This is a genomic window from Streptococcus pseudopneumoniae, assembly GCF_001072375.1.
In the GTDB taxonomy this organism is placed as follows: Bacteria; Bacillota; Bacilli; order Lactobacillales; family Streptococcaceae; genus Streptococcus; species Streptococcus pseudopneumoniae_L.
In genome coordinates, this window is sequence record NZ_JVKV01000002.1 from 18,857 (window position 1) to 41,872 (window position 23,016).

The window sequence follows — 23,016 nt, forward strand, 5'->3', positions numbered from 1 at the left end:
AGATAATTAACGGATTAGAGGAAGAGAAAAATATTTTAAAACCTTGAAAAATCTAGCTAAATAGGGTATAATGTAAATAATCATTTGTCGTAGGTTTTGTCTGAAATATTGTCCGGACAAGGCTCACAGCAGTTAAATCTCCTGAAAAAGTCGGATTTAGCTGCTCTTTTTGTGCTTTTTTTCAGTTTTTTTGACCTTTGTAACAAAGATTTAAAGATTCTGAAAATTAGTCGAGGGGGATAAGTTGATAGGGTTTTTAGAACCATCTAACGATAATTACTAGCTTAGATCACTAAGCTTGGAACTTTATTTAAAAAGGAGAATCATCTTGGCAGGACATGACGTTCAATACGGGAAACATCGTACCCGTCGTAGTTTTTCAAGAATCAAAGAAGTTCTTGACTTACCAAATTTGATTGAAATTCAAACTGATTCATTCAAAGATTTTCTAGACCATGGTCTGAAGGAAGTGTTTGAAGATGTATTGCCAATTTCAAACTTCACAGACACAATGGAGTTGGAATTTGTTGGCTACGAAATCAAAGAACCTAAATATACGCTTGAAGAAGCTCGTATCCATGATGCCAGCTACTCAGCACCTATCTTTGTAACCTTCCGCTTGATTAACAAAGAAACTGGCGAAATTAAAACCCAGGAAGTATTCTTTGGTGATTTCCCAATCATGACTGAGATGGGGACTTTCATCATCAACGGTGGTGAACGAATCATCGTATCACAGTTGGTACGTTCTCCAGGTGTTTACTTTAATGACAAGGTAGACAAAAATGGTAAAGTGGGCTACGGTTCAACTGTTATCCCTAACCGTGGAGCTTGGTTGGAACTTGAAAGCGACTCAAAAGATATTGCCTATACTCGTATCGACCGTACTCGTAAAATTCCGTTTACGACCTTAGTTCGTGCGCTTGGTTTCTCAGGCGATGATGAAATCTTTGATATCTTTGGTGACAGCGATCTTGTTCGTAACACTGTTGAAAAAGATATTCACAAGAACCCAATGGACTCTCGTACAGACGAAGCTTTGAAGGAAATCTACGAACGCCTTCGTCCAGGTGAGCCTAAGACTGCTGAAAGTTCACGTAGCTTACTTGTAGCTCGTTTCTTCGACCCACGTCGTTATGACTTGGCTGCAGTTGGTCGTTACAAGATCAATAAAAAACTCAATGTTAAAACACGTTTGCTCAACCAAACTATTGCTGAACCATTGGTAGATCCTGAAACTGGAGAAATCTTGGTAGAAGCTGGTACAATCATGACTCGTAGTGTGATTGAAAGCATTGAAAGCCATTTGGATGGCGACTTGAACAAGATTGTCTACATTCCAAATGATGCTGCTGTAGTAACAGAGCCAGTTGTTCTTCAAAAATTCAAGGTTGTTGCACCAACTGATCCAGATCGTGTTGTAACCATTATCGGTAACGCAAACCCAGATGATAAGGTTCGCACTATCACTCCGGCAGATATCCTTGCTGAAATGAGCTACTTCCTTAATTTGGCTGAAGGCATCGGTCGTATCGATGATATCGACCACCTCGGGAATCGTCGTATCCGTGCCGTCGGTGAATTGCTTGCCAACCAAGTGCGTCTTGGACTTTCACGTATGGAACGTAACGTTCGTGAACGTATGTCTGTTCAAGATAACGAAGTACTAACACCACAACAAATTATCAATATCCGTCCAGTAACTGCAGCAATCAAAGAATTCTTTGGTTCTTCTCAATTGTCACAGTTCATGGACCAACACAACCCACTTTCTGAGTTGTCACACAAACGTCGTTTGTCTGCCTTAGGACCTGGTGGTTTGACACGTGACCGCGCTGGATATGAAGTGCGTGACGTGCACTACACTCACTATGGTCGTATGTGTCCGATTGAAACACCTGAAGGGCCAAACATCGGTTTGATCAACAACTTGTCTTCATACGGGCACCTCAACAAGTATGGTTTCATTCAAACACCATATCGTAAGGTTGACCGTGCAACTGGAAAAGTAACCAACGAAATCGTTTGGTTGACAGCCGATGAAGAAGATGAGTTCACAGTAGCACAGGCTAACTCTAAATTGAACGCAGATGGCACTTTTGCTGAAAAAGTTGTCATGGGACGTCACCAAGGGGTTAACCAAGAATATCCAGCGTCAAGTGTTGATTACATGGATGTTTCTCCTAAGCAGGTAGTTGCCGTTGCGACAGCATGTATTCCTTTCTTGGAAAACGACGACTCCAACCGTGCCCTCATGGGTGCCAACATGCAACGTCAGGCTGTGCCATTGATTGATCCCAAAGCACCTTACGTGGGTACTGGTATGGAATACCAAGCAGCTCATGATTCAGGAGCTGCAGTTATTGCACAACATGGTGGTAAGGTTACCTATGCAGATGCTGACAAGGTAGAAGTTCGTCGTGAAGATGGCTCATTGGATGTTTACCACATTCAAAAATTCCGTCGTTCAAACTCAGGTACTGCCTACAACCAACGTACTCTCGTAAAAGTTGGCGATATCGTTGAAAAAGGTGATTTCATTGCTGACGGACCTTCTATGGAAAATGGAGAAATGGCGCTTGGACAAAACCCAATCGTTGCCTACATGACATGGGAAGGTTACAACTTCGAGGATGCCGTTATCATGAGCGAACGCTTGGTGAAAGATGATGTCTATACATCTGTCCACCTTGAAGAATACGAATCAGAAACACGCGATACAAAGCTTGGGCCTGAAGAAATCACTCGTGAAATTCCAAACGTTGGTGAAGATGCCCTTAAAGACCTTGACGAAATGGGTATTATCCGTATCGGTGCTGAGGTTAAAGAAGGGGATATCCTTGTAGGTAAAGTAACACCTAAGGGTGAAAAAGACCTTTCAGCTGAAGAACGTCTCTTGCACGCTATTTTCGGAGACAAATCTCGTGAAGTTCGCGATACTTCACTTCGCGTACCCCACGGTGCCGATGGTGTTGTTCGTGATGTTAAGATCTTTACACGTGCAAATGGTGATGAATTACAATCAGGTGTTAATATGCTGGTTCGTGTTTACATCGCTCAAAAACGTAAGATTAAGGTCGGAGACAAGATGGCCGGACGTCACGGAAACAAAGGGGTTGTCTCTCGTATCGTTCCTGTAGAAGATATGCCTTACCTTCCAGATGGAACTCCAGTCGATATCATGTTGAACCCACTTGGGGTGCCATCACGTATGAATATCGGTCAGGTTATGGAGCTTCACCTTGGTATGGCAGCTCGTACTCTTGGTATCCACATCGCAACACCGGTCTTTGATGGAGCAAGTTCAGAAGATCTTTGGTCAACTGTTAAGGAAGCAGGCATGGATAGCGATGCTAAGACTATCCTTTACGATGGACGTACTGGTGAACCATTTGATAACCGTGTGTCAGTTGGTGTCATGTACATGATCAAACTCCACCACATGGTTGATGATAAATTGCACGCTCGTTCTGTCGGACCTTACTCAACAGTTACGCAACAACCACTCGGAGGTAAAGCTCAGTTTGGTGGACAACGTTTCGGTGAGATGGAGGTTTGGGCGCTTGAAGCCTATGGTGCATCAAATGTCCTTCAAGAAATCTTGACTTATAAGTCTGACGATATCAACGGACGTTTGAAAGCCTATGAAGCTATTACAAAAGGAAAACCAATTCCAAAACCAGGTGTTCCAGAATCCTTCCGAGTTCTTGTTAAAGAATTACAATCACTTGGTCTTGACATGCGTGTTCTTGACGAAGATGATCAAGAAGTTGAACTTCGTGATCTTGACGAGGGCATGGACGAAGATGTCATCCACGTAGATGACCTTGAAAAAGCACGTAAAAAAGCTGCTGAAGAAGCAAAAGCTGCTTTTGAAGCTGAAGAAGGTGCAAAAGCGGAAGCAACAGAAGAAGCTACTGAACAAGAATAAGTAGCTCACCTAGAATAGAAAGGGAAGAAATAGTGGTTGACGTAAATCGTTTTAAAAGTATGCAAATCACACTAGCTTCTCCAAGCAAAGTCCGTTCATGGTCTTATGGAGAAGTCAAAAAACCTGAAACAATCAATTACCGTACGTTGAAACCAGAACGTGAAGGACTATTTGACGAAGTCATCTTTGGTCCTACAAAAGACTGGGAATGTGCTTGTGGTAAGTACAAACGCATTCGTTACAGAGGGATTGTTTGTGACCGTTGTGGTGTTGAAGTAACGCGTACAAAAGTTCGTCGTGAACGTATGGGACACATCGAGTTGAAAGCTCCTGTATCTCATATCTGGTATTTCAAGGGGATTCCAAGCCGTATGGGCTTGACCCTTGATATGAGTCCTCGTGCACTTGAGGAAGTTATCTACTTTGCAGCTTATGTGGTGATCGATCCGAAGGATACACCACTTGAGCACAAATCAATCATGACAGAGCGTGAATACCGTGAGCGCTTGCGTGAATATGGCTACGGATCATTCGTTGCTAAAATGGGTGCCGAAGCTATCCAAGACCTCTTGAAACAAGTAGATCTTGAAAAAGAAATTGCTGAGCTTAAAGAAGAATTGAAGACAGCAACTGGACAAAAACGTATCAAAGCTATCCGTCGTTTGGATGTTTTGGATGCCTTTTACAAGTCTGGAAACAAACCTGAATGGATGATTCTTAACATCCTTCCGGTTATTCCACCAGATCTTCGTCCAATGTTGCAGTTGGATGGTGGCCGTTTTGCCTCATCTGACTTGAACGACCTTTACCGTCGTGTTATCAACCGTAACAACCGTTTGGCTCGTTTGCTTGAGTTGAACGCACCAGGTATCATCGTTCAAAATGAGAAGCGTATGCTTCAAGAAGCGGTTGACGCTTTGATTGACAACGGTCGTCGTGGTCGTCCAATTACAGGACCAGGTAGCCGTCCACTTAAATCATTGAGCCACATGCTCAAAGGTAAACAAGGACGCTTCCGTCAAAACTTGCTCGGTAAACGTGTTGACTTTTCAGGACGTTCCGTTATCGCCGTTGGTCCAACTCTTAAGATGTACCAATGTGGTGTGCCACGTGAAATGGCTATCGAGCTCTTTAAACCATTTGTGATGCGTGAAATCGTAGCGCGTGATATCGTGCAAAACGTTAAAGCCGCTAAACGCTTGGTGGAACGTGGAGATGAGCGTATCTGGGATATCCTCGAAGAAGTTATCAAAGAACACCCAGTGCTTTTGAACCGCGCACCGACCCTTCACCGTTTGGGTATCCAAGCCTTTGAACCTGTCTTGATTGACGGTAAGGCCCTTCGCTTGCATCCGCTTGTCTGTGAAGCCTACAATGCTGACTTTGACGGGGACCAAATGGCCATCCACGTACCGCTTTCAGAAGAAGCCCAAGCAGAAGCTCGTATCTTGATGTTGGCTGCTGAGCACATCTTGAACCCGAAAGATGGTAAACCAGTTGTTACTCCATCTCAGGACATGGTTTTGGGTAACTACTACTTGACCATGGAAGAAGCTGGTCGTGAAGGTGAAGGAATGGTCTTCAAAGACCGTGACGAAGCTGTTATGGCTTACCGCAATGGCTATGTTCACCTCCACTCACGTGTTGGTATCGCAACAGACAGCCTCAACAAACCATGGACAGAAGAGCAAAAACACAAAATCTTGCTTACAACTGTTGGTAAGATCCTCTTCAACGATATCATGCCAGAAGGTCTACCCTACTTGCAAGAACCAAATAATGCCAACTTGACAGAAGGCGTTCCAGCTAAATACTTCTTGCCACTAGGTGGAAATATCAAGGAAGCTATCGATGGACTTGAACTCAACCCGCCATTCAAGAAGAAAAACCTTGGAAATATCATCGCTGAAATCTTCAAACGTTTCCGTACGACAGAAACATCTGCCCTACTTGACCGTATGAAGAACCTCGGTTACCACCATTCAACTCTTGCAGGTTTGACAGTGGGTATTGCTGATATTCCAGTCGTTGAAGACAAGGCTGAAATCATCGAAGAATCACACAAACGTGTAGAACAAATTACTAAACAATTCCGTCGTGGTATGATCACAGATGACGAACGCTACAATGCTGTTACAGCTGAATGGCGTGCTGCCCGTGAAAAACTCGAGAAACGTTTGGTTGCCAACCAAGATCCTAAGAACCCTATCGTTATGATGATGGACTCTGGAGCCCGTGGTAACATCTCAAACTTCTCACAGCTTGCCGGTATGCGTGGTCTGATGGCTGCTCCGAACGGACGTATCATGGAATTGCCAATCCTTTCAAACTTCCGCGAAGGTTTGTCAGTACTCGAAATGTTCTTCTCAACTCACGGTGCTCGTAAAGGTATGACTGATACGGCCCTTAAGACAGCCGACTCAGGTTACTTGACTCGTCGTTTGGTTGACGTTGCCCAAGACGTTATCATTCGTGAGGATGACTGTGGAACTGACCGTGGTCTCTTGATCCGTTCTATTACTGAAGGTAAAGAGATGATTGAGTCTCTTGAAGAACGTCTCAATGGTCGTTACACTAAGAAAACTGTTAAACACCCAGAAACTGGTGCAGTTATCATTGGTCCAAATGAATTGATCACAGAAGACAAGGCGCGTGAAATCGTCAATGCTGGTGTTGAAGAAGTGACTATCCGCTCTGTATTTACATGTAACACTCGTCATGGTGTCTGCCGCCACTGTTATGGTATCAACTTGGCGACTGGTGATGCGGTTGAAGTTGGTGAAGCAGTTGGTACAATTGCTGCTCAATCTATCGGGGAACCTGGTACACAGCTTACAATGCGTACCTTCCACACGGGTGGGGTTGCCTCAAATACCGATATCACTCAGGGTCTTCCTCGTGTCCAAGAAATCTTTGAAGCCCGCAATCCTAAAGGGGAAGCGGTTATCACAGAGGTCAAAGGACAAGTTACTGCTATCGAAGAAGATGCTTCAACTCGTACTAAGAAAGTCTTCGTTAAGGGTGAAACTGGAGAAGGCGAATACGTGGTACCATTTACAGCTCGTATGCGTGTTGAAGTTGGGGACCAAGTCTCTCGTGGTGCAGCATTGACAGAAGGTTCAATCCAACCAAAACGTCTCCTAGCTGTACGTGATGTCCTATCAGTTGAAACTTACCTCCTCGGTGAAGTACAAAAAGTTTACCGTAGCCAAGGGGTAGAAATCGGTGACAAACACATCGAGGTAATGGTTCGTCAAATGATCCGTAAAGTTCGTGTTATGGATCCAGGAGACACAGATCTTCTCATGGGAACTCTTATGGACATCAACGACTTTACAGATGCTAACAAGGATGTTCTTATCGCAGGTGGAGTGCCAGCGACTGGTCGTCCAGTCCTTATGGGAATCACCAAAGCCTCACTTGAAACAAATAGTTTCTTGTCAGCAGCTTCCTTCCAGGAAACAACTCGTGTCCTTACAGACGCAGCTATCCGTGGTAAGAAAGACCATCTCCTTGGTCTTAAGGAAAATGTTATCATCGGTAAGATTATCCCAGCTGGTACAGGTATGGCACGTTACCGTAACCTTGAACCACAAGCAGTCAACGAAGAGTCTTACCTAGCATCTTCACAAGAAGAAGCTCCAGTTGATACGACTGTAGAAGAAGCCATTGAAACTGTTGAAGTAAGCGAATAAGTAGGTGTTACTTAAGGTCTGATATAAAAAGGACTTTAGAAAACATTCACTATAAATTCTTAAACATTATATATTAGGTAAAAAAGCGAACAAGGCAGAATTCTGATTGTCAGAAAACTGAATTTGTTCGCTTTTTGTATTTAATGTTAGGTTTGCGTTCTACTCACATTTTCAATTCATAAAGAGCGAATTATTTTAACTTGCTCGAGATACAATACTATGCTACAATCATCTAAAACAAGCAAGAAAGAAATAACATGAAAACAGAATATCAAAAAATGATCGCGGGAGAACCCTATCACCCATTCGACCCAGACCTTCGTTCTCTAGCACAAACAGCACGACAAAAGCAAGCAGCTTTTAATGAAGAAGTCGACCCGGTAAAAGGCATGGAAATCATCAAAGGATGGTTTGGTTCTACCGGAGAAAACCTTTATGTCAATCCTCGATTGGTGGTGGATTATGGAGTTAATATCCATTTAGGAGAAAATTTTTATTCCAATTGGAATTTGACCATGTTGGACGTATGTCCGATTACTATTGGTGATAATGCCATGATTGGTCCTAATTGTCAGTTTTTAACACCTCTTCATCCGCTGGATCCCGATGAACGAAATTCAGGGCTAGAATTTGGCAAACCAATCACTATTGGTAAGAACTTTTGGGCAGGGGGAGGAGTTATCGTCCTTCCGGGTGTTACTTTAGGGGATAATGTTGTTGCAGGAGCAGGAGCGGTCATTACAAAATCCTTTGGTGACAACGTAGTTCTAGCAGGAAATCCAGCACGAGTTATCAAAGAGATTCCAGTTAAAGGAAATTAAAAGTTGTAGAAAGAGAAAGTGAAGTCTTTTTCAAAAGAGCTCTTTGAAATCGAAAAGTCTAACCAGTCTCAGTATCAAAAACTTATTGCTAGCAAAAAACGAGATCGGAATTTTTATCCCAGCCTCGTTTTTCGTCTTTAGAGATTTTTTCTCTTTTTAGCTTTTTTAGTCAATGCCACATCGCATTGATCAATATTTTGTGTAAGATAGCTAGTCACTTGGAAATCATCGACCTCTGTTTTTAGCTCGACTTCATAGACAATGCTAAGGTTGTCCCCTGCATTTGTGCTATTGATCGTAATCATGTCAATTTCTAAGCAGAATTGGTCAAGAGCAGATTGGATAGCATCTTGAATCTTCTCTTGATTAGCTACCGTGATTGTTAAAAGTCTACGGCGTTGATTGTCAGTTTTGACCTGTTGATTTTCCAAAAGGAACCAAACACCCAAGATAAAGAGGGTGAAGAGAATAGCCAAGAAGAGATAGCCTGTTCCACAAGCTAGACCGATAATCATGGCGAGGAAAATAGCAATCAGTTCTCTTGAACCACTGGTTGCAGAACGGAAACGAATCAAACTAAAGGTTCCGGCTACAGCAATTGACGTACCCAAGCTCCCATTGACCAGAAAAATAACCAAGGTCATAAGGCAGGGAAGCAGAGTCAAGCTGATAGCAAATTCTCTGGTGTAGAGGGTCCGATATTTGTAGGTCCAAGTAAGTGCCAAACCGAGAACTAGACTGACTAGAAGTGCCAGCAGTAGTTGGAAGGGATCTGCACTTGCAGTGGCGTTGTTGAAAATGGAATTAAATAGATTAAGCATAAGCGGTACCTGCGCTTTCTATACTAGGACGTGGCGCATAAGGAAGCCCTTGAGATTTGTGGTAAGCACAACTGTATTTTGAAAATTTGTGCTCCATCAAACCATACTTTTCTAGAATATCTTGTAACCACTGAGGTTTGTTTCCAGGAGCTTTAATCTCCATAATCACAGTATTGTCATCTAATAGAGGAGCCCCTTGATTTCCTGCGAAGAGACTGACATTTTCATCTCTATAGATTAGATTTTGGTCAATGGTGATACGAATTTTATGATAGTCGTAGCCCTTGATGTATTTTTTTTCTTTTAATGAATAACGATCGTAGTAGATGTACATACGAGGCTTGATAGCCTGCTTGTAATCTTGGTGAAGCTTTTTCACTTTTTCAATGACGACTGTATCAGTAATACTAGCATCCAAGTGCCCTTTGGTCATAAAATTAAGGATAGAAATAGGAGTTGAGAGTAGTCTAAATTTACGACCAACTCCTTCTTGGTCCTTGGTTTTGATTTCTAAAAATACTTGACTATCTGCTTTGGGTTGGCTGAGATAGGTCCGCATCCGAACCTTTTCTTTTCGTTTGTCGCCAAGATGCTCATCTTGGAGAATATCAAAGTCTTCTGTATCAAAGTAGATATTTGATATCGTTGAAATTGGATAGTCGTCTTCTACCGAATATTCCTTTAAATCTTGGATGAGTTTATCTAAAATTTCTTTGGAGATAATATATTTGGTTTCAATCCGCTTAAAAGTTGTTTCTAATGGTTTCATAAGTCTTTCTCCTCTTGCTTTCAGTTATACTATTTTTAAACAAGGTGAACTTGCTTGTCTACAATTCTAGAGGGGATTTCTAAAACTTTTGTTAAATTTAACTTAATTGAAACTAAACTTAAGAAAACTTTCAGAAAAAGTTTAGGCTTCTTTTAGGAAAGACCCGTAGACTAAGAGCATGTAAAATGAAAGACGAGGAAATGAGCATGAAAGCAAAAAAATGGACATTCCTATTAACAAGTATAACAACTCTAGCACTGGTGACAGCATGTGCCCAGTCAACTTCAAATACAACAGCTAGCAATAGTACTGCAACAACAACAGTAACTACTAATAAGAAAACATCTAGTTACTTTACAGATAAGGACTATGATACTTCTTATGATGAAAAAACAGCAGCAACTGTAACTCTGTCAGAATCAACGGCGACGGTATCAGGTGATGGAGTAGCCGTATCAGGTTCTACCGTTACAATCTCTAAGTCAGGAACTTATGTAATTTCTGGTCAATCCGACGGAGTTCAAATCAAGATTGAAGCTGGAAGTTCAGATGACGTACATATCATCCTAAACGGTGTAACCATGACCAATACCAATGCAGCTATTTCAGCAACATCAGCTGGACACGTCTACCTGACACTAGCAGACGGCACCACAAATAGCCTGTCAGATTCAGCTTCAAATAGTGACGAAAAAGCGGATGCAGCGCTCTTCTCTAAAGTGGACTTGACCATCAACGGTAAAGGAACTCTCAATGTAGATGGTAAGAAAAACAATGGTATCAAGGCAAATGATACACTTCACATCACAGGTGGAAGCTACAACATCACAGCAGTCGGGGATGCCTTTAATGTTAATGATGAACTCAACATTACCGGCACAACTATGACTATCGATGCCAAGGAAGACGGAGTTAAGGTCGACAATGATGAGGACACATCTGTAGGAACCATGTATCTCTCTGACAATACCATCACTGTTACTGCTGGAGATGATGGTATCCACGCATCAGGTGATTTGGTTATTGATAGTGGTACCTATACCGTTAAGAATTCTACAGAAGGGCTTGAAGGTAAGTCAATCACTATCAACGGTGGAGATATCGCCATCTATTCAACGGATGATGGTGTCAATGCAGCCAACAAAAATGCTCAACAAAGTGAAATTTTCTTCACTATGAATGGTGGGAACTTGACGGTTGAAGTTGGTCAAGGGGACACGGATCCAATTGACTCAAATGGTAATATTACAGTTAATGGAGGAACCATCAAAATGACTGGTCAAACTGGTTTTGACTTTGATGGAACAGCGACCTACACAGGCGGAGATATCTATCTCAATGGTGAAAAACAAACTGAGATTGTCAGTTCTATGCCTGGAGGCGGAGGGGCACCTGGCGGTGGCCCTCAAGGAAATGGAGGCCCTGGTGGACGACCATAAAATAAAAATCTCCTTTCTCGAAAGAGAAGGGAGATTTTTTTCAACTATCAACTTTCAACTTGACAAGTGAGTGGATACTCACTATAATAGTTTTATATTTCAAAAGTGAGTAAATACTCACCTAGGAGGATTCAAATGAAAAAATTGTTACATTTAAAAGATTTAGAAAAATCTTTTGGTCGTCAAATGGTCTTAGATCACGTTGGTTTTGATTTACAGCCTGGAGAAATCATTGGTCTAATCGGTCCATCAGGTGCTGGTAAATCAACTATGATTAAAACCATGCTAGGAATGGAAAAGGCGGATAGCGGTATCGCTTTAGTCTTGGACCATACTATGCCAAATCGTCATATTTTAGGTGATATTGGCTATATGGCTCAGTCTGATGCTCTTTATGAGGCCTTGTCAGGTCAAGAAAATCTAGAATTTTTTGGTCAGCTAAAAGGGCTATCCAAAAGAGATCTGACAGCTGAAATTGCCCATGTGGCTCAAGTTGTGGATCTGACAGAGCATTTGAATAAAACGGTATCCGGTTATTCTGGAGGAATGAAGCGACGCTTGTCTTTAGCCGTCGCGCTTCTGGGGAATCCTCAGCTCTTGATTTTGGACGAACCGACAGTTGGAATCGACCCTTCTCTTCGAAAGAAAATCTGGAAAGAATTATTCGCGCTTAGAGACAATGGGGTAGGGATATTAGTTACTACCCATGTTATGGATGAAGCAGAGTTAACGGATAAGGTCGGCTTATTATTAGGTGGAAAAATCATTGCTTTTGATACACCGCAACACTTAAAAGATAGTTATCAAGTTTCAAGTATTGAAGAAGTCTTTTTGAAAGCAGAAGGAGAGTAAGATGAGAACCATTGCTATTGCTAAAAAAGTTATCAAAGAATTGCTTCGTGACAAACGAACCTTGGCTATGATGTTTGTAGCGCCGGTATTTATTATGTGGCTGATGAACCTCATGTTTTCAGCTAGTACAACCGTGAATGTCAAGTTAGCGACACAAGATCTACCAACTGGTTTGGTAACAAAAATGGATGAGCTCGATCATGTGGACGTCGAGACTTATCAAGACTTAGATCAGGCTAAAAAAGCTCTAGCTGACGAGAAAGTAGATGCAGTCATATCGTATAAAGATGGTGAGTATCAGGTCGACTACGCAAATACGGATACTTCTAAAACAACTATGACACGACAAGTGTTACGAACAAGTATCGTCAATGAAGGCACCGATCAGTTATTATCTCGTGTCAAACAAGCTCTTCCACAATTGAAATTAGATGAAAAGGCGCCTGAAATCAAAGAATCTTACCAATATGGAGATAAAAATACTGGATTCTTTGCACGTATGATTCCAATTTTAATTGGCTTTGTGGTCTTCTTCTTTGTCTTTTTGATTTCTGGTATGGCACTGTTGAAAGAGCGAACAAGTGGAACCTTGGATCGCTTGTTAGCAACCCCAGTGAAACGTTCTGAAATCGTCTATGGCTATATGTTGTCTTACGGTATTATTGCGATTTTTCAAACGGCAGTTGTCGTTTTAGCAGCAATTTGGCTACTAGATGTAGAAGTTGTAGGAAATATTTTAAATGTTATAATAGTTAATGTGGTACTGGCTCTTGTAGCACTAGCTTTTGGAATTCTCTTGTCTACTCTAGCAAAATCAGAATTCCAAATGATGCAATTTATTCCTCTCGTGATTATGCCCCAACTTTTTTTCTCAGGAATTATTCCATTGTCATCCATGGGAGAATGGGCTCCAACTGTGGGGAAATTTTTGCCATTAACCTATTCTGGTGATGCAATAAGCCAGATTATTCTTTACGGACACAATCTTGGTGATATTTTGTCAAATCTTGGTGTTTTAATGATTTTCTTGATCATTTTAACAATTCTCAATATTGTTGGATTGCGTCGTTATCGTAAAGTTTAGAAATCAACATAAATAATGCTAAAAAGGTGTGAAGATTGGATGGATAAGACTGTTTTTGAATCGTTTGAAGATTACTTAGAAGAAGCGAATTACCCTCAAGGAAAGAAAAAAATCATGCAGGCAGCAGTGGATCTCATATCAACCAGGAGTTACCATGGGACCTCAACTCTTCACATAGCTGAGCGTGCTGGACTAAGCCAGGCAACTTTGTTTAAGTATTTTAAGACGAAGGATGATTTACTGACGGCTATTTTACATCCTGTAGTCCCAGGCATTCTCGGTAGTTTTTTTGAGGAACTCTTAGCTTTTGAAACGACAGAAGAGAGGGTTCGTTATCTCGTCCATAATCGTATGAGCTATCTCAAAAAAAATCGTGCCTTGATGAAAATCATTCTACAAGAGAGTTTTTCAAATAAAAAACTAAAAAATGAACAGATTTTTATCTGGAATGCTATTCAAGATAAACTTCGAGTGCTTCATAAGGAATTGCTAGCAGATCCACGTGTAAATCCAGAGATAACGATTCCTCAAATGGTTCGCATCTGTATAGGTCCATTGTTAGCTTACTTCTCTCAACTATATGTCGTTGGCGTCAATGGCGAAATGAGAGAAGAGGACTTAGGCTTATTGGAAAAACAAATCTTAGGTGGTTTGTGGAAATAGGAGGAGTATAGGAATTAGTTCTTTTTGCTTTAGGTTGAGCAACACATCATAAGAAGTATTTTCTAATATTAAAAAACATAATAATTTAAAGAAAAAACTCTTATCCCTAGCATATTAACAGCTTGGAATAAGAGTTTCTTATGTTATTAGGACGAGAAAGAATTATTCTCCGTCTTTTTTAAAGATGTTTTTTACGCCAGATACTGCACCTTCGACAGCTTCTTTTGCATCTTCAGCAACTTCTTTAGCTTTTGAAGCTACCTTTTCTGCAGCTCCTTCTGTTTGAGTTTTTGTATCGCCAGTTAGTTTACCAAAGCCTTCTTTAACAGAACCTTTAGCTTGGTTGAATTTTTCTTCGATTGACATGGGGGATACCTCCGTTAATTTTTTGTATTATCTAAATTACATCAGATATTGGTTTAAGTATATACCCTTTTATGCTAAAAAGCAAAAAACTGATACGAAAAGCATCAGTTTATTTTTTAATAGGTTACAACATTCAATTGACCTTTATCATATTCAGCGATAAAGATATTTGAGACTTCTTCGAAACCTTCTTCTTTCAATTTCTCAGTTAGCCACTCCTCGGATTTGCCAATGGTTTCTAGGATTTCAACTTGGACAACACCGTCTGTGATGACTGGGTACTTAGGATTTTCGTCACCCATTCTTACGACAATTAGTTGTCCGTTTTGCTCAATCACAGCTCTCTTGACATCCTTTAATTGAAAGATTCCTTGAGAGCGCAATTTAAGAGCTACATCTGCAGCCGCAAGACCTTTTGAGCGACAGGCTTCAGGATCTAACTTACCATTTTTAATGATAATAGTTGGTTTCCCGTCAATTAAGTGTTTGAAAAAGGAAATATTGGTATTCAACCATTTAAGGAGCAGGATGAGAATAGTCCAGATGATGAGGATAACAATGTATTGGATGATGGTAATAGAACTATTGTAGATAACCCCACCGATAATACCCCCGAGAACAAAGTTCTGGATTTGGTCCACTGCAGAACTTGGTGCTAGATTTCCTTTACCTGTTACGTTAATAACAAAAACAAGAGAAAGAAGCCCCAAGGCCAATTTAATTGCAATTGTAGCAAAAAAGCTTATCATTTTTCAACCTCCACGAGTTCAACATCTGATTTATAGAGTTCCATTTTTTCTAATAAATAGCTATCTTGGTCAGTCCCGCTAATGGCACGATAAAAATGTTCGCCAACCTTAATAATAGCTCCATCAGTTACTGCTGAGGTATTGACATAGACCTCTTTTTTATCTACACCTAATTCTTTTGAAACGACTTCGATAAAGTTTAGGGAAGAGCGGAATTGATTATCATTGGATTGACTGTTTTGAAGATTCGTAATGCTTATCAAAACGAATGCGATTAAGGTCAAAATAGAAATGAGCGATAATTCACGGAACTTGCTCCCTTTTTTATCTTTGAAAGCTTTAAATGCAAAAAATCCAGTCACGATAAGCAGTAAAGCTGATACGATAATCATGACCCAATTCTGTTGACTAATCTGACTGAGCACATAGTCATAGGAATAGAATTTCATAAAACTCCCTCACTTTTTTAAATTCAATCTATTATAAAATAATTCCTAAGCTATAGCAAGTTTATTATGACGAAAAAAGCATTTAATTGTTGTTTCCTACTTAAGGTAGGTTTTTTCTGATTTGACTTAGGCTTCCGTCTTGACTTTCGTTTTGCTTTTGTTATAATAGTACAAATTTAGAGGAGGTACTCTATGATTCAAAAACATGCCATTCCTATTTTAGAGTTTGATGATAATCCTCAGGCAGTCATCATGCCAAATCACGAAGGATTAGATTTACAGTTGCCAAAGAAGTGCATCTATGCATTTTTGGAAGAAGAGATTGACCGCTATGCTCAGGAAGTAGAAGCAGAGTGCGTAGGGGAGTTTGTTTCTGCCACTAAAACCTATCCTGTCTATGTCATGAGTTACAAGGGTGAGGAAGTATGTCTGGCTCAGGCTCCTGTTGGTTCTGCCCCTGCGGCCCAGTTTATGGACTGGTTGATTGGTTACGGTGTGGAGAAAATCATTTCCACGGGAACCTGCGGGGTGCTGAGTAATATAGAAGAAAATGCCTTTCTAGTTCCAGTTCGAGCCCTACGCGATGAAGGAGCCAGCTACCATTATGCGTCACCTTCTCGTTATATGGATGTACATGTAGAAGCGATTTCTGCTATCGAGCAAGTCTTGGAACAACTAGGTGTCCCTTACGAAGAAGTCATGACTTGGTCGACAGACGGATTTTACCGAGAAACAGCTGAAAAAGTTGCCTATCGCAAGGAAGAAGGCTGCGTAGTTGTGGAGATGGAGTGTGCAGCTCTTGCGGCAGTAGCTCAGCTTCGCGGAGCAGTTTGGGGTGAGTTGTTGTTTACGGCAGATTCTTTGGCAGATCTTGATAACTATGACCAACGCGATTGGGGTGCAGAAGCTTTTGATAAGGCGCTAGGTATCTGCCTTGAGATCGTTAGTCATATGTGAGTATTCTCAGATTTTTGTGGTACAATGTAGCTATGTTATTAAAATCAATTGTTGAAAAAATAAATACCATTCTAGGGCGTTTATCACCCGCTCGGAGAATCTTTTTAAGTTTTGCTTTGGTTATCCTCTTTGGGTCTTTCCTTTTGAGTCTGCCATTTGTACAATCTCCAACATCTCATGCCGGTTACTTTGATCATTTATTTACAGCCGTATCTATGGTCTGTGTGACAGGACTTTTTACCTTACCTGTCGCTTCGACCTACAATGTCTGGGGGCAGCTGATCTGTATGTTCTTGATTCAGATTGGTGGTTTGGGTCTCATGACCTTTATCGGAATTTTCTATATCCAGGGCAAGCAAAAACTCAGTCTTCGAGGTCGTGAAACGATTCTGGAAAGTTTTAGTTTTGAAGAAACTCAGTCTTTGAAGGATTTTCTACGTTCCATCTTTTTGACGACTTTTTTAGTAGAAGGTTTAGGAGCCTTTCTGCTGAGTTTTCGTTTTATCCCCGAGTTTGGCTGGGGGCGAGGTATTTTAACGTCTATCTTCTTGGCGATTTCAGCTTTCTGTAATGCTGGATTTGATAATTTTGGAAGTACGAGTTTGCTAGCCTTTCAGACAGATCCTTTGGTTAATCTAGTGATTGCTGGCTTGATTATTACAGGTGGTCTAGGTTTTATGGTCTGGTTTGATCTAGCCACTCAATTGGGAAAGAAGAAAAAACGCCGGCTTCGTTTCCATACTAAGCTAGTCCTCTTCTTAACAGCGGGGATTTTATTTGCTGGAACAGTTTCAACCCTCTTGATAGAGTGGAATAATTCGGGAACGATTGGCAATCTCAGCTTCCCGGATAAATTGCTGGTTAGTTTCTTCCAAACTGTCAGCATGAGAACAGCAGGTTTTGCTTCTATTGATTACACCCAGGCTCGGCCTGTTACTTTGCTTATTTATATTTTGCAGATGTTTCTGGGTGGAGCACCTGGAGGAACCGCAGGAGGACTTAAAATCACGACCTTCTTTGTTTTGTTGGTGTTCGCACGCAGTGAACTTTTAGGATTACCCCATGCCAATGTAGCTCGGAGAACAATTTTGCCTCGGACAGTCCAAAAATCTTTCAGTGTTTTTATCATCTTCTTGCTAACTTTCTTGCTGGGCTTGATCTTGTTAGGGGTAACCGCAGAAGGGAATCCGCGCTTTATCTACATCATGTTCGAGACAATTTCAGCGCTTGCCACGGTCGGAGTAACTGCAAATTTGACACCAGAGTTAGGTAGATTAGCTCTTAGCATTATCATGCTACTGATGTTTATCGGACGAATTGGACCACTGACGCTATTAGTTAGTTTGGCTGAGTATCAACCAGATAAGAAAGATATGATCCACTATATGAAAGCAGATATTACCATAGGATAAGAAAGGATAAACTATGTCAGATCGGACAATCGGAATTTTAGGTTTGGGTATTTTTGGGAGTAGTGTTCTGGCTGCTCTCGCTAAGCATGATGTAAATATCATAGCCATTGATGACCATGAGGAACGAATCAATCAATTTGAACCAGTCTTGGCGCGTGGCGTTGTTGGTGACATCACAGATGAGGACCTCTTGCTATCAGCCGGGATTGATACTTGTGATACAGTAGTCGTCGCAACTGGTGAAAATCTAGAGTCTAGTGTTCTAGCAGTCATGCATTGCAAGAGTCTGGGAGTACCAACTGTTATTGCTAAGGTTAAAAGCCATACAGCAAAAAAAGTCCTTGAAAAAATCGGCGCTGATTCAGTCATTTCACCAGAGTATGAAATGGGACGCTCTTTGGCACAGACGATTCTCTTCCATAATAGTGTAGATGTCTTTCAGTTAGACAAGAATGTTTCAATTGTCGAAATGAAAGTTCCTGTATCATGGGTAGGAAAGAGCCTTAGCCAATTAAATCTTAGAGGACGGTACAATCTCAATATCCTCGGTTTTCGTGACTACGAAAATGCTCCTTTGGATGTTCAATTTGGGCCGAATGATCTATTGAAAGCTGACTCCTATATCATGGCAGTGATCAATAACCAATATTTGGATACCCTAGCAAGCCTCAGTGAGTAGAAGAGGAGTGACTATTCTTTTTTTCAACGACTATTGAGTCAATATAAGTATTTTATAAGAGGGATTTAAGAAAAATTTTAACTTTTTCTTAATCCTTTTTAATTTTAGGAGATTATACTAGAGTCATCAAATAAAGAAAAACTCTAAGGAGAATCCTATGAAATTCAATCCAAATCAAAGATATACTCGTTGGTCTATTCGTCGTCTCAGTGTCGGTGTCGCCTCAGTTGTTGTTGCCAGTGGCTTCTTTGTTCTGGTCAGTCAACCAAGTTCTGTACGTGCCGATGTGGTCAATCCGACCCCTGCTCAAGTCGTGCCAGATGCAGATTCAGTGAGTGCAAAGAGCGACTTACCAGTAGAGATACTCAAAGAAGCAGTTGATACAGTTCTTCCTTTAGAACAGGCAGACTCAGCACCTAAAGCAAGCTTGGATACTATAAGCTCTCCAGAAAAAGCGGATGTGGCTGCTAAAGACCAAGTAGTAGCACCAAAAGAAGAAGTGCAAGCAAAACCAGAATCTAAGAAACAAACAGAAGATACGGTTAAACCTGCAACAAATTCTGCTCCTGTAGTCTCTGGACAAGACCGTGAGGCAAGTGAAGCTCAACCAGCAACCACTCCAGCTCAAGTACAAAAAGGCGTGGTTGATAATACCAAAGACACAGTTGATGTCCCAGCTACTTACTTGGACAAGGCCAACTTCCCAGGCCCATTCACAGCTGGTGTTAATCAAGTTATTCCATACGAATTCTTCGCTGGCGACGGCATGTTGACTCGCCTCATCTTAAAAGCATCCGATAAGGCCCCATGGTCAGACAACGGTTCAGCTAAAAATTCCGCTCTCCCACCAGTAGAGAAATTGGGGAAAGGCCTTTACTTCTATGAAGTGGATTTGGCCGGCACTCAAGGTAAATCAGATAAAGAGCTGCTTGACTTGTTAAAACAAAACGGCACTCAAAGCTATAAAGCTACTATTAAAGTGTACGGTGCGAAAGATGGCAAAGCAGATTTGAGCAACCTCGTAGCGACTAAGGATTTGACAGTGAACTTGAATGGACATCAGTCTCTTATTCCGATGCAGTCAGGTTTCGTTCCATCTTCTAATGGTTCAGCTATGCCGACTCCAATGATGAATAGTCATCAAGGTGCTTCTAATATGAAAGCTCAAATGCCAGTTGCTAGTCAGGATAAGATGATGCCTAACAAAGAGCAGGACAAAACAATGAATGCTAGCCAGCCTATGGCAGCTCCAAGTATGAAGCAAGACCAAGTTGCAGCAACCTCAAGCAAAATGCCTGATGAAGGCAAGATGACATCTACAAGACATGCTTCCATATACTGGTGGAGCCCAAACATCAATGGCTACTCTTGGATTCTTTGGACTCGCCTTGGCTGGACTGTTAGGTGGACTCGGTTTGAAAGCTAAAAAAGAGGAAAATGACTAGTCTAGCTACAGACTTTCTATCTAGGATATGAAAAATCCAGATATGGTTTAGAATGTTCGTAAAGAGATTAAAATAGTGTTATACTATTGTAGTATAGCACTGTTTTTTTCAAAGGAGAGACAGATGGGAAAGACCATTTTACTCGTTGACGACGAGGTAGAAATCACAGATATTCATCAACGCTATCTGGTTCAGGCAGGGTATCAGGTTTTGGTGGCTCATGATGGAGTAGAGGCCTTGGAAATCTTCAAGCGAAAACCGATTGATTTGATTATTACAGATATCATGATGCCTCGGATGGATGGTTATGATTTGATTAGTGAGGTTCAGTATCAATCTCCAGATCAGCCTTTTCTCTTTATAACGGCTAAGACAAGCGAGCAGGACAAGATTTACGGCCTAAGCCTGGGGGCAGATGACTTTATTGCCAAACCATTTAGTCCTCGTGAGCTTGTTTTACGTGTCCACAATATCTTGCGTCGCCTTCATCGTGGGGGTGAGATAGAGGTTGTCAGCCTCGGGGATTTACGAATGAATCACGGTAGTCATGAGGCTCAAGTAGGAGATGTAGCACTTGATTTGACAGTCAAATCCTTCGAGCTTTTATGGATTTTAGCCAGCAATCCAAAGCGAGTTTTCTCTAAGACAGATCTTTATGAAAAGGTCTGGCAAGAAGACTATGTGGATGATACCAATACCTTAAATGTTCATATTCATGCTCTTCGACAGGAGTTGGCTAAATATGCTAGTGCAGAAACGCCCACCATAAAAACAGTTTGGGGTTTGGGCTACAAAATTGAGAAAGCACGAGGTAGTCAATGAAATTAAAAAGTTATATTCTAGTAGGTTATATCATTTCAACACTCCTAACAATTATCGTAGTTTTTTGGGCAGTCCAGCGAATGTTAATTGACGAAAGAGAGATTTATTTCCTAGTGGGTATGACTCTCATGGCAAGTTTTGTCGGTGCTGGGATTAGTCTATTTCTCCTATCACCTGTCTTTACTTCATTGGACAAACTCAAGGAACATGCTAAGCGAGTAGCAGACAAGGATTTTCCTTCAAATCTGGAGGTTCAAGGGCCTGTAGAATTTCAGCAATTAGGCCAGGCTTTTAATGAAATGTCACATGATTTACAGGCGACCTTTGATTCTTTGGAAGAAAGCGAACGAGAAAAGGGCTTGATGATTGCCCAGCTTTCGCATGATATCAAGACTCCCATCACCTCTATCCAAGCGACGGTAGAAGGAATTTTGGATGGAGTTATCAAAGAAGGAGAACAAGCCCATTATTTAGCAACCATTGGACGCCAGACAGAAAGGCTCAATAAACTGGTTGAAGAGTTGAATTTTTTGACTCTAAATACAGCTAGAAATCAGGAGAAGACGACTGGAAAAGACAGCATTTTTCTGGATCAACTTTTGATTGAGTGCATGAGTGAGTTTCAATTTTTGATTGAGCAGGAGGAGCGAGATGTCCACTTACAGGTAATTCCTGAGTCTGCTCGAATTGAAGGAGATTATGCCAAACTTTCTCGTATCTTGGTTAATCTGGTCAATAACGCTTTTAAATACTCTGCTCCAGGGACCAAGCTGGAGGTGGTAGCTAAGCTTGAGGATAACAAGCTGTCAATCAGTGTGACGGATGAGGGACAGGGGATTGCCCCAGAGGACTTGGAGAATATTTTCAAGCGCCTTTATCGTGTCGAAACTTCGCGTAACATGAAAACAGGTGGTCATGGCTTAGGCCTTGCGATTGCGCGTGAATTGGCCCATCAATTAGGTGGAGAAATCACAGTTACCAGCCAGTACGGTCTAGGAAGCACCTTTACCCTCCTTCTCAACCTTTCTGGTAGTAAAAATAAAGCTTAACCCCCCTTTACAAATCCAGCCATTCATGGTAAAATGGATTTTGTGTGAAATATCAGCAGGAAAGCATGAAGCTCGTCAACAGGTGTCTTATAATAAGTAACCTTGGCTGTTTAGGCGAAGGGCATCTGCACGAATCAGGGCTTTCTAAGTGACTATTTCCACCGAATATTATTTATATCAGGAGGACATTTACATGTCACGTTATACAGGACCATCTTGGAAACAAGCTCGTCGCCTTGGCCTTTCACTTACAGGTACAGGTAAAGAATTGGCACGTCGTAACTACGTACCAGGACAACACGGACCAAACAACCGTTCTAAATTGTCAGAATACGGTTTGCAATTGGCTGAAAAACAAAAACTTCGTTTCACTTACGGTGTAGGTGAAAAACAATTCCGTAACTTGTTCGTACAAGCTACAAAAATCAAAGGCGGAATCCTAGGTTTCAACTTCATGCTTCTTTTGGAACGTCGTTTGGATAACGTTGTTTACCGTCTTGGTCTTGCGACTACTCGTCGTCAAGCTCGTCAATTCGTAAACCACGGTCACATCCTTGTTGACGGAAAACGCGTTGATATCCCATCATACCGTGTAAATCCAGGTCAAGTGATCTCAGTTCGTGAAAAATCATTGAAAGTTCCAGCTATCCTTGAAGCAGTAGAAGCAACTCTTGGACGTCCAGCATTCGTATCATTCGATGCTGAAAAATTGGAAGGTTCATTGACTCGTTTGCCAGAACGTGACGAGATCAACCCAGAAATCAACGAAGCCCTTGTCGTTGAATTCTACAACAAAATGCTTTAATTTTAAGATTTGTTTTACAAAAAGCCTACAACAGTGGGCTTTTTGCTTTGTCTGAAAATTAGACCATGAAAAACTAGCAAGCTTTATGTGAATTACAAACTCATAATCAATAACATTACAGACTTGAAAAAATACAAGACAGAAATTAAAGCCCCTCTTTCCCCCTTTCTCTGCTATACTACAAGCAGAGAAAGGGGGAAAGCAAATG

General features: G+C 41.3%; 19 protein-coding genes and 1 pseudogene. 15 read left to right on the forward strand and 5 right to left on the reverse strand.

The genetic code is table 11. The annotated features are described in order from the left end of the window. The first annotated feature begins 328 nt into the window (after window positions 1-328). The 3 genes from ADH31_RS00105 (at window position 329) to ADH31_RS00115 (ending at window position 8,447) form a co-directional block, all read left to right on the forward strand. Window positions 329-3,931 carry a DNA-directed RNA polymerase subunit beta gene (locus ADH31_RS00105; protein ID WP_049508101.1) on the forward strand — a complete coding sequence of 1,201 codons (3,603 nt, stop codon included), beginning with the start codon at window positions 329-331 and terminating at the stop codon, window positions 3,929-3,931. A gap of 32 nt (window positions 3,932-3,963) precedes the next feature. Beyond that, on the forward strand, window positions 3,964-7,626 hold the full coding sequence (gene rpoC / locus ADH31_RS00110) for a DNA-directed RNA polymerase subunit beta' (protein WP_049508103.1): 3,663 nt from the start codon (window positions 3,964-3,966) through the stop codon (window positions 7,624-7,626). A gap of 257 nt (window positions 7,627-7,883) precedes the next feature. Continuing rightward, window positions 7,884-8,447: a sugar O-acetyltransferase gene (locus ADH31_RS00115; protein WP_049508105.1), complete on the forward strand. Its 564-nt coding sequence runs from the start codon at window positions 7,884-7,886 to the stop codon at window positions 8,445-8,447. 137 nt (window positions 8,448-8,584) lie between these two features. Here ADH31_RS00115 and ADH31_RS00120 read toward each other — a convergent pair whose 3' ends face one another. Both ADH31_RS00120 and ADH31_RS00125 read right to left on the reverse strand, forming a co-directional pair. After that, on the reverse strand, window positions 8,585-9,268 hold the full coding sequence (locus ADH31_RS00120; RefSeq protein ID WP_049508108.1) for a DUF4956 domain-containing protein: 684 nt from the start codon (window positions 9,266-9,268) through the stop codon (window positions 8,585-8,587). Continuing rightward, complete coding sequence (locus ADH31_RS00125) at window positions 9,261-10,037, reverse strand: polyphosphate polymerase domain-containing protein (protein ID WP_049508110.1); 777 nt, start codon at window positions 10,035-10,037, stop codon at window positions 9,261-9,263. Before ADH31_RS00125 ends, ADH31_RS00120 begins: the two co-directional genes overlap by 8 nt. Before the next feature lie 206 nt (window positions 10,038-10,243). Between ADH31_RS00125 and ADH31_RS00130 the strand changes: the two genes are divergently transcribed. The 4 genes from ADH31_RS00130 (at window position 10,244) to ADH31_RS00145 (ending at window position 14,075) form a co-directional block, all read left to right on the forward strand. Then, entirely contained in the window at window positions 10,244-11,476 is a 1,233-nt protein-coding gene (locus tag ADH31_RS00130; RefSeq protein WP_049508113.1) for a carbohydrate-binding domain-containing protein, read from the forward strand. 135 nt (window positions 11,477-11,611) lie between these two features. Continuing rightward, the gene (locus tag ADH31_RS00135; protein WP_021144116.1) at window positions 11,612-12,328 is read left to right on the forward strand and encodes an ABC transporter ATP-binding protein; all 717 of its coding nucleotides are present in this window, start codon (window positions 11,612-11,614) and stop codon (window positions 12,326-12,328) included. A gap of 1 nt (window position 12,329) precedes the next feature. Beyond that, a complete protein-coding gene (locus ADH31_RS00140) occupies window positions 12,330-13,412 on the forward strand; it encodes an ABC transporter permease (RefSeq protein ID WP_049508116.1) in 1,083 nt (360 codons plus the stop codon). A 39-nt stretch (window positions 13,413-13,451) separates the two neighbouring features. Further along, a complete protein-coding gene (locus ADH31_RS00145) occupies window positions 13,452-14,075 on the forward strand; it encodes a TetR/AcrR family transcriptional regulator (RefSeq protein WP_049508119.1) in 624 nt (207 codons plus the stop codon). A 162-nt stretch (window positions 14,076-14,237) separates the two neighbouring features. Here the strand turns inward: ADH31_RS00145 and ADH31_RS00150 are convergent, their stop codons facing one another. The 3 genes from ADH31_RS00150 to ADH31_RS00160 all read right to left on the reverse strand — a co-directional run bounded on the left by ADH31_RS00150 (window position 14,238) and on the right by ADH31_RS00160 (window position 15,639). Then, window positions 14,238-14,441 (reverse strand): CsbD family protein, encoded by a 204-nt coding sequence (locus tag ADH31_RS00150; RefSeq protein ID WP_006153995.1) that lies wholly within the window; start codon window positions 14,439-14,441, stop codon window positions 14,238-14,240. Between the two features lie 116 nt (window positions 14,442-14,557). Further along, complete coding sequence (locus ADH31_RS00155) at window positions 14,558-15,190, reverse strand: DUF421 domain-containing protein (protein ID WP_049508127.1); 633 nt, start codon at window positions 15,188-15,190, stop codon at window positions 14,558-14,560. Further along, entirely contained in the window at window positions 15,187-15,639 is a 453-nt protein-coding gene (locus ADH31_RS00160; RefSeq protein ID WP_049508129.1) for a DUF3290 family protein, read from the reverse strand. Before ADH31_RS00160 ends, ADH31_RS00155 begins: the two co-directional genes overlap by 4 nt. Before the next feature lie 192 nt (window positions 15,640-15,831). Here ADH31_RS00160 and ADH31_RS00165 point away from each other — a divergent pair, with 192 nt between their 5' ends. The 8 genes and pseudogenes from ADH31_RS00165 (at window position 15,832) to rpsD (ending at window position 22,808) form a co-directional block, all read left to right on the forward strand. Beyond that, window positions 15,832-16,596: a nucleoside phosphorylase gene (locus ADH31_RS00165; RefSeq protein WP_049508131.1), complete on the forward strand. Its 765-nt coding sequence runs from the start codon at window positions 15,832-15,834 to the stop codon at window positions 16,594-16,596. Between the two features lie 32 nt (window positions 16,597-16,628). After that, window positions 16,629-18,008 carry a TrkH family potassium uptake protein gene (locus ADH31_RS00170; RefSeq protein ID WP_049508132.1) on the forward strand — a complete coding sequence of 460 codons (1,380 nt, stop codon included), beginning with the start codon at window positions 16,629-16,631 and terminating at the stop codon, window positions 18,006-18,008. 13 nt (window positions 18,009-18,021) lie between these two features. After that, window positions 18,022-18,687: a potassium channel family protein gene (locus tag ADH31_RS00175; RefSeq protein ID WP_049508135.1), complete on the forward strand. Its 666-nt coding sequence runs from the start codon at window positions 18,022-18,024 to the stop codon at window positions 18,685-18,687. Window positions 18,688-18,844: 157 nt separating this feature from the next. Then, window positions 18,845-19,744, forward strand: a pseudogene (locus ADH31_RS00180) (SSURE domain-containing protein); the annotation flags it as partial. 301 nt (window positions 19,745-20,045) lie between these two features. Further along, window positions 20,046-20,132: a hypothetical protein gene (locus ADH31_RS10355; protein ID WP_414716731.1), complete on the forward strand. Its 87-nt coding sequence runs from the start codon at window positions 20,046-20,048 to the stop codon at window positions 20,130-20,132. Between the two features lie 123 nt (window positions 20,133-20,255). Continuing rightward, on the forward strand, window positions 20,256-20,954 hold the full coding sequence (locus ADH31_RS00185; RefSeq protein WP_049508137.1) for a response regulator transcription factor: 699 nt from the start codon (window positions 20,256-20,258) through the stop codon (window positions 20,952-20,954). Continuing rightward, a complete protein-coding gene (locus tag ADH31_RS00190; protein WP_049508139.1) occupies window positions 20,951-22,003 on the forward strand; it encodes a sensor histidine kinase in 1,053 nt (350 codons plus the stop codon). The genes ADH31_RS00185 and ADH31_RS00190 overlap by 4 nt, the downstream gene beginning before the upstream one ends. A gap of 193 nt (window positions 22,004-22,196) precedes the next feature. Then, window positions 22,197-22,808: a 30S ribosomal protein S4 gene (gene rpsD / locus ADH31_RS00195; RefSeq protein WP_049508141.1), complete on the forward strand. Its 612-nt coding sequence runs from the start codon at window positions 22,197-22,199 to the stop codon at window positions 22,806-22,808. Window positions 22,809-23,016: the final 208 nt, after the last annotated feature.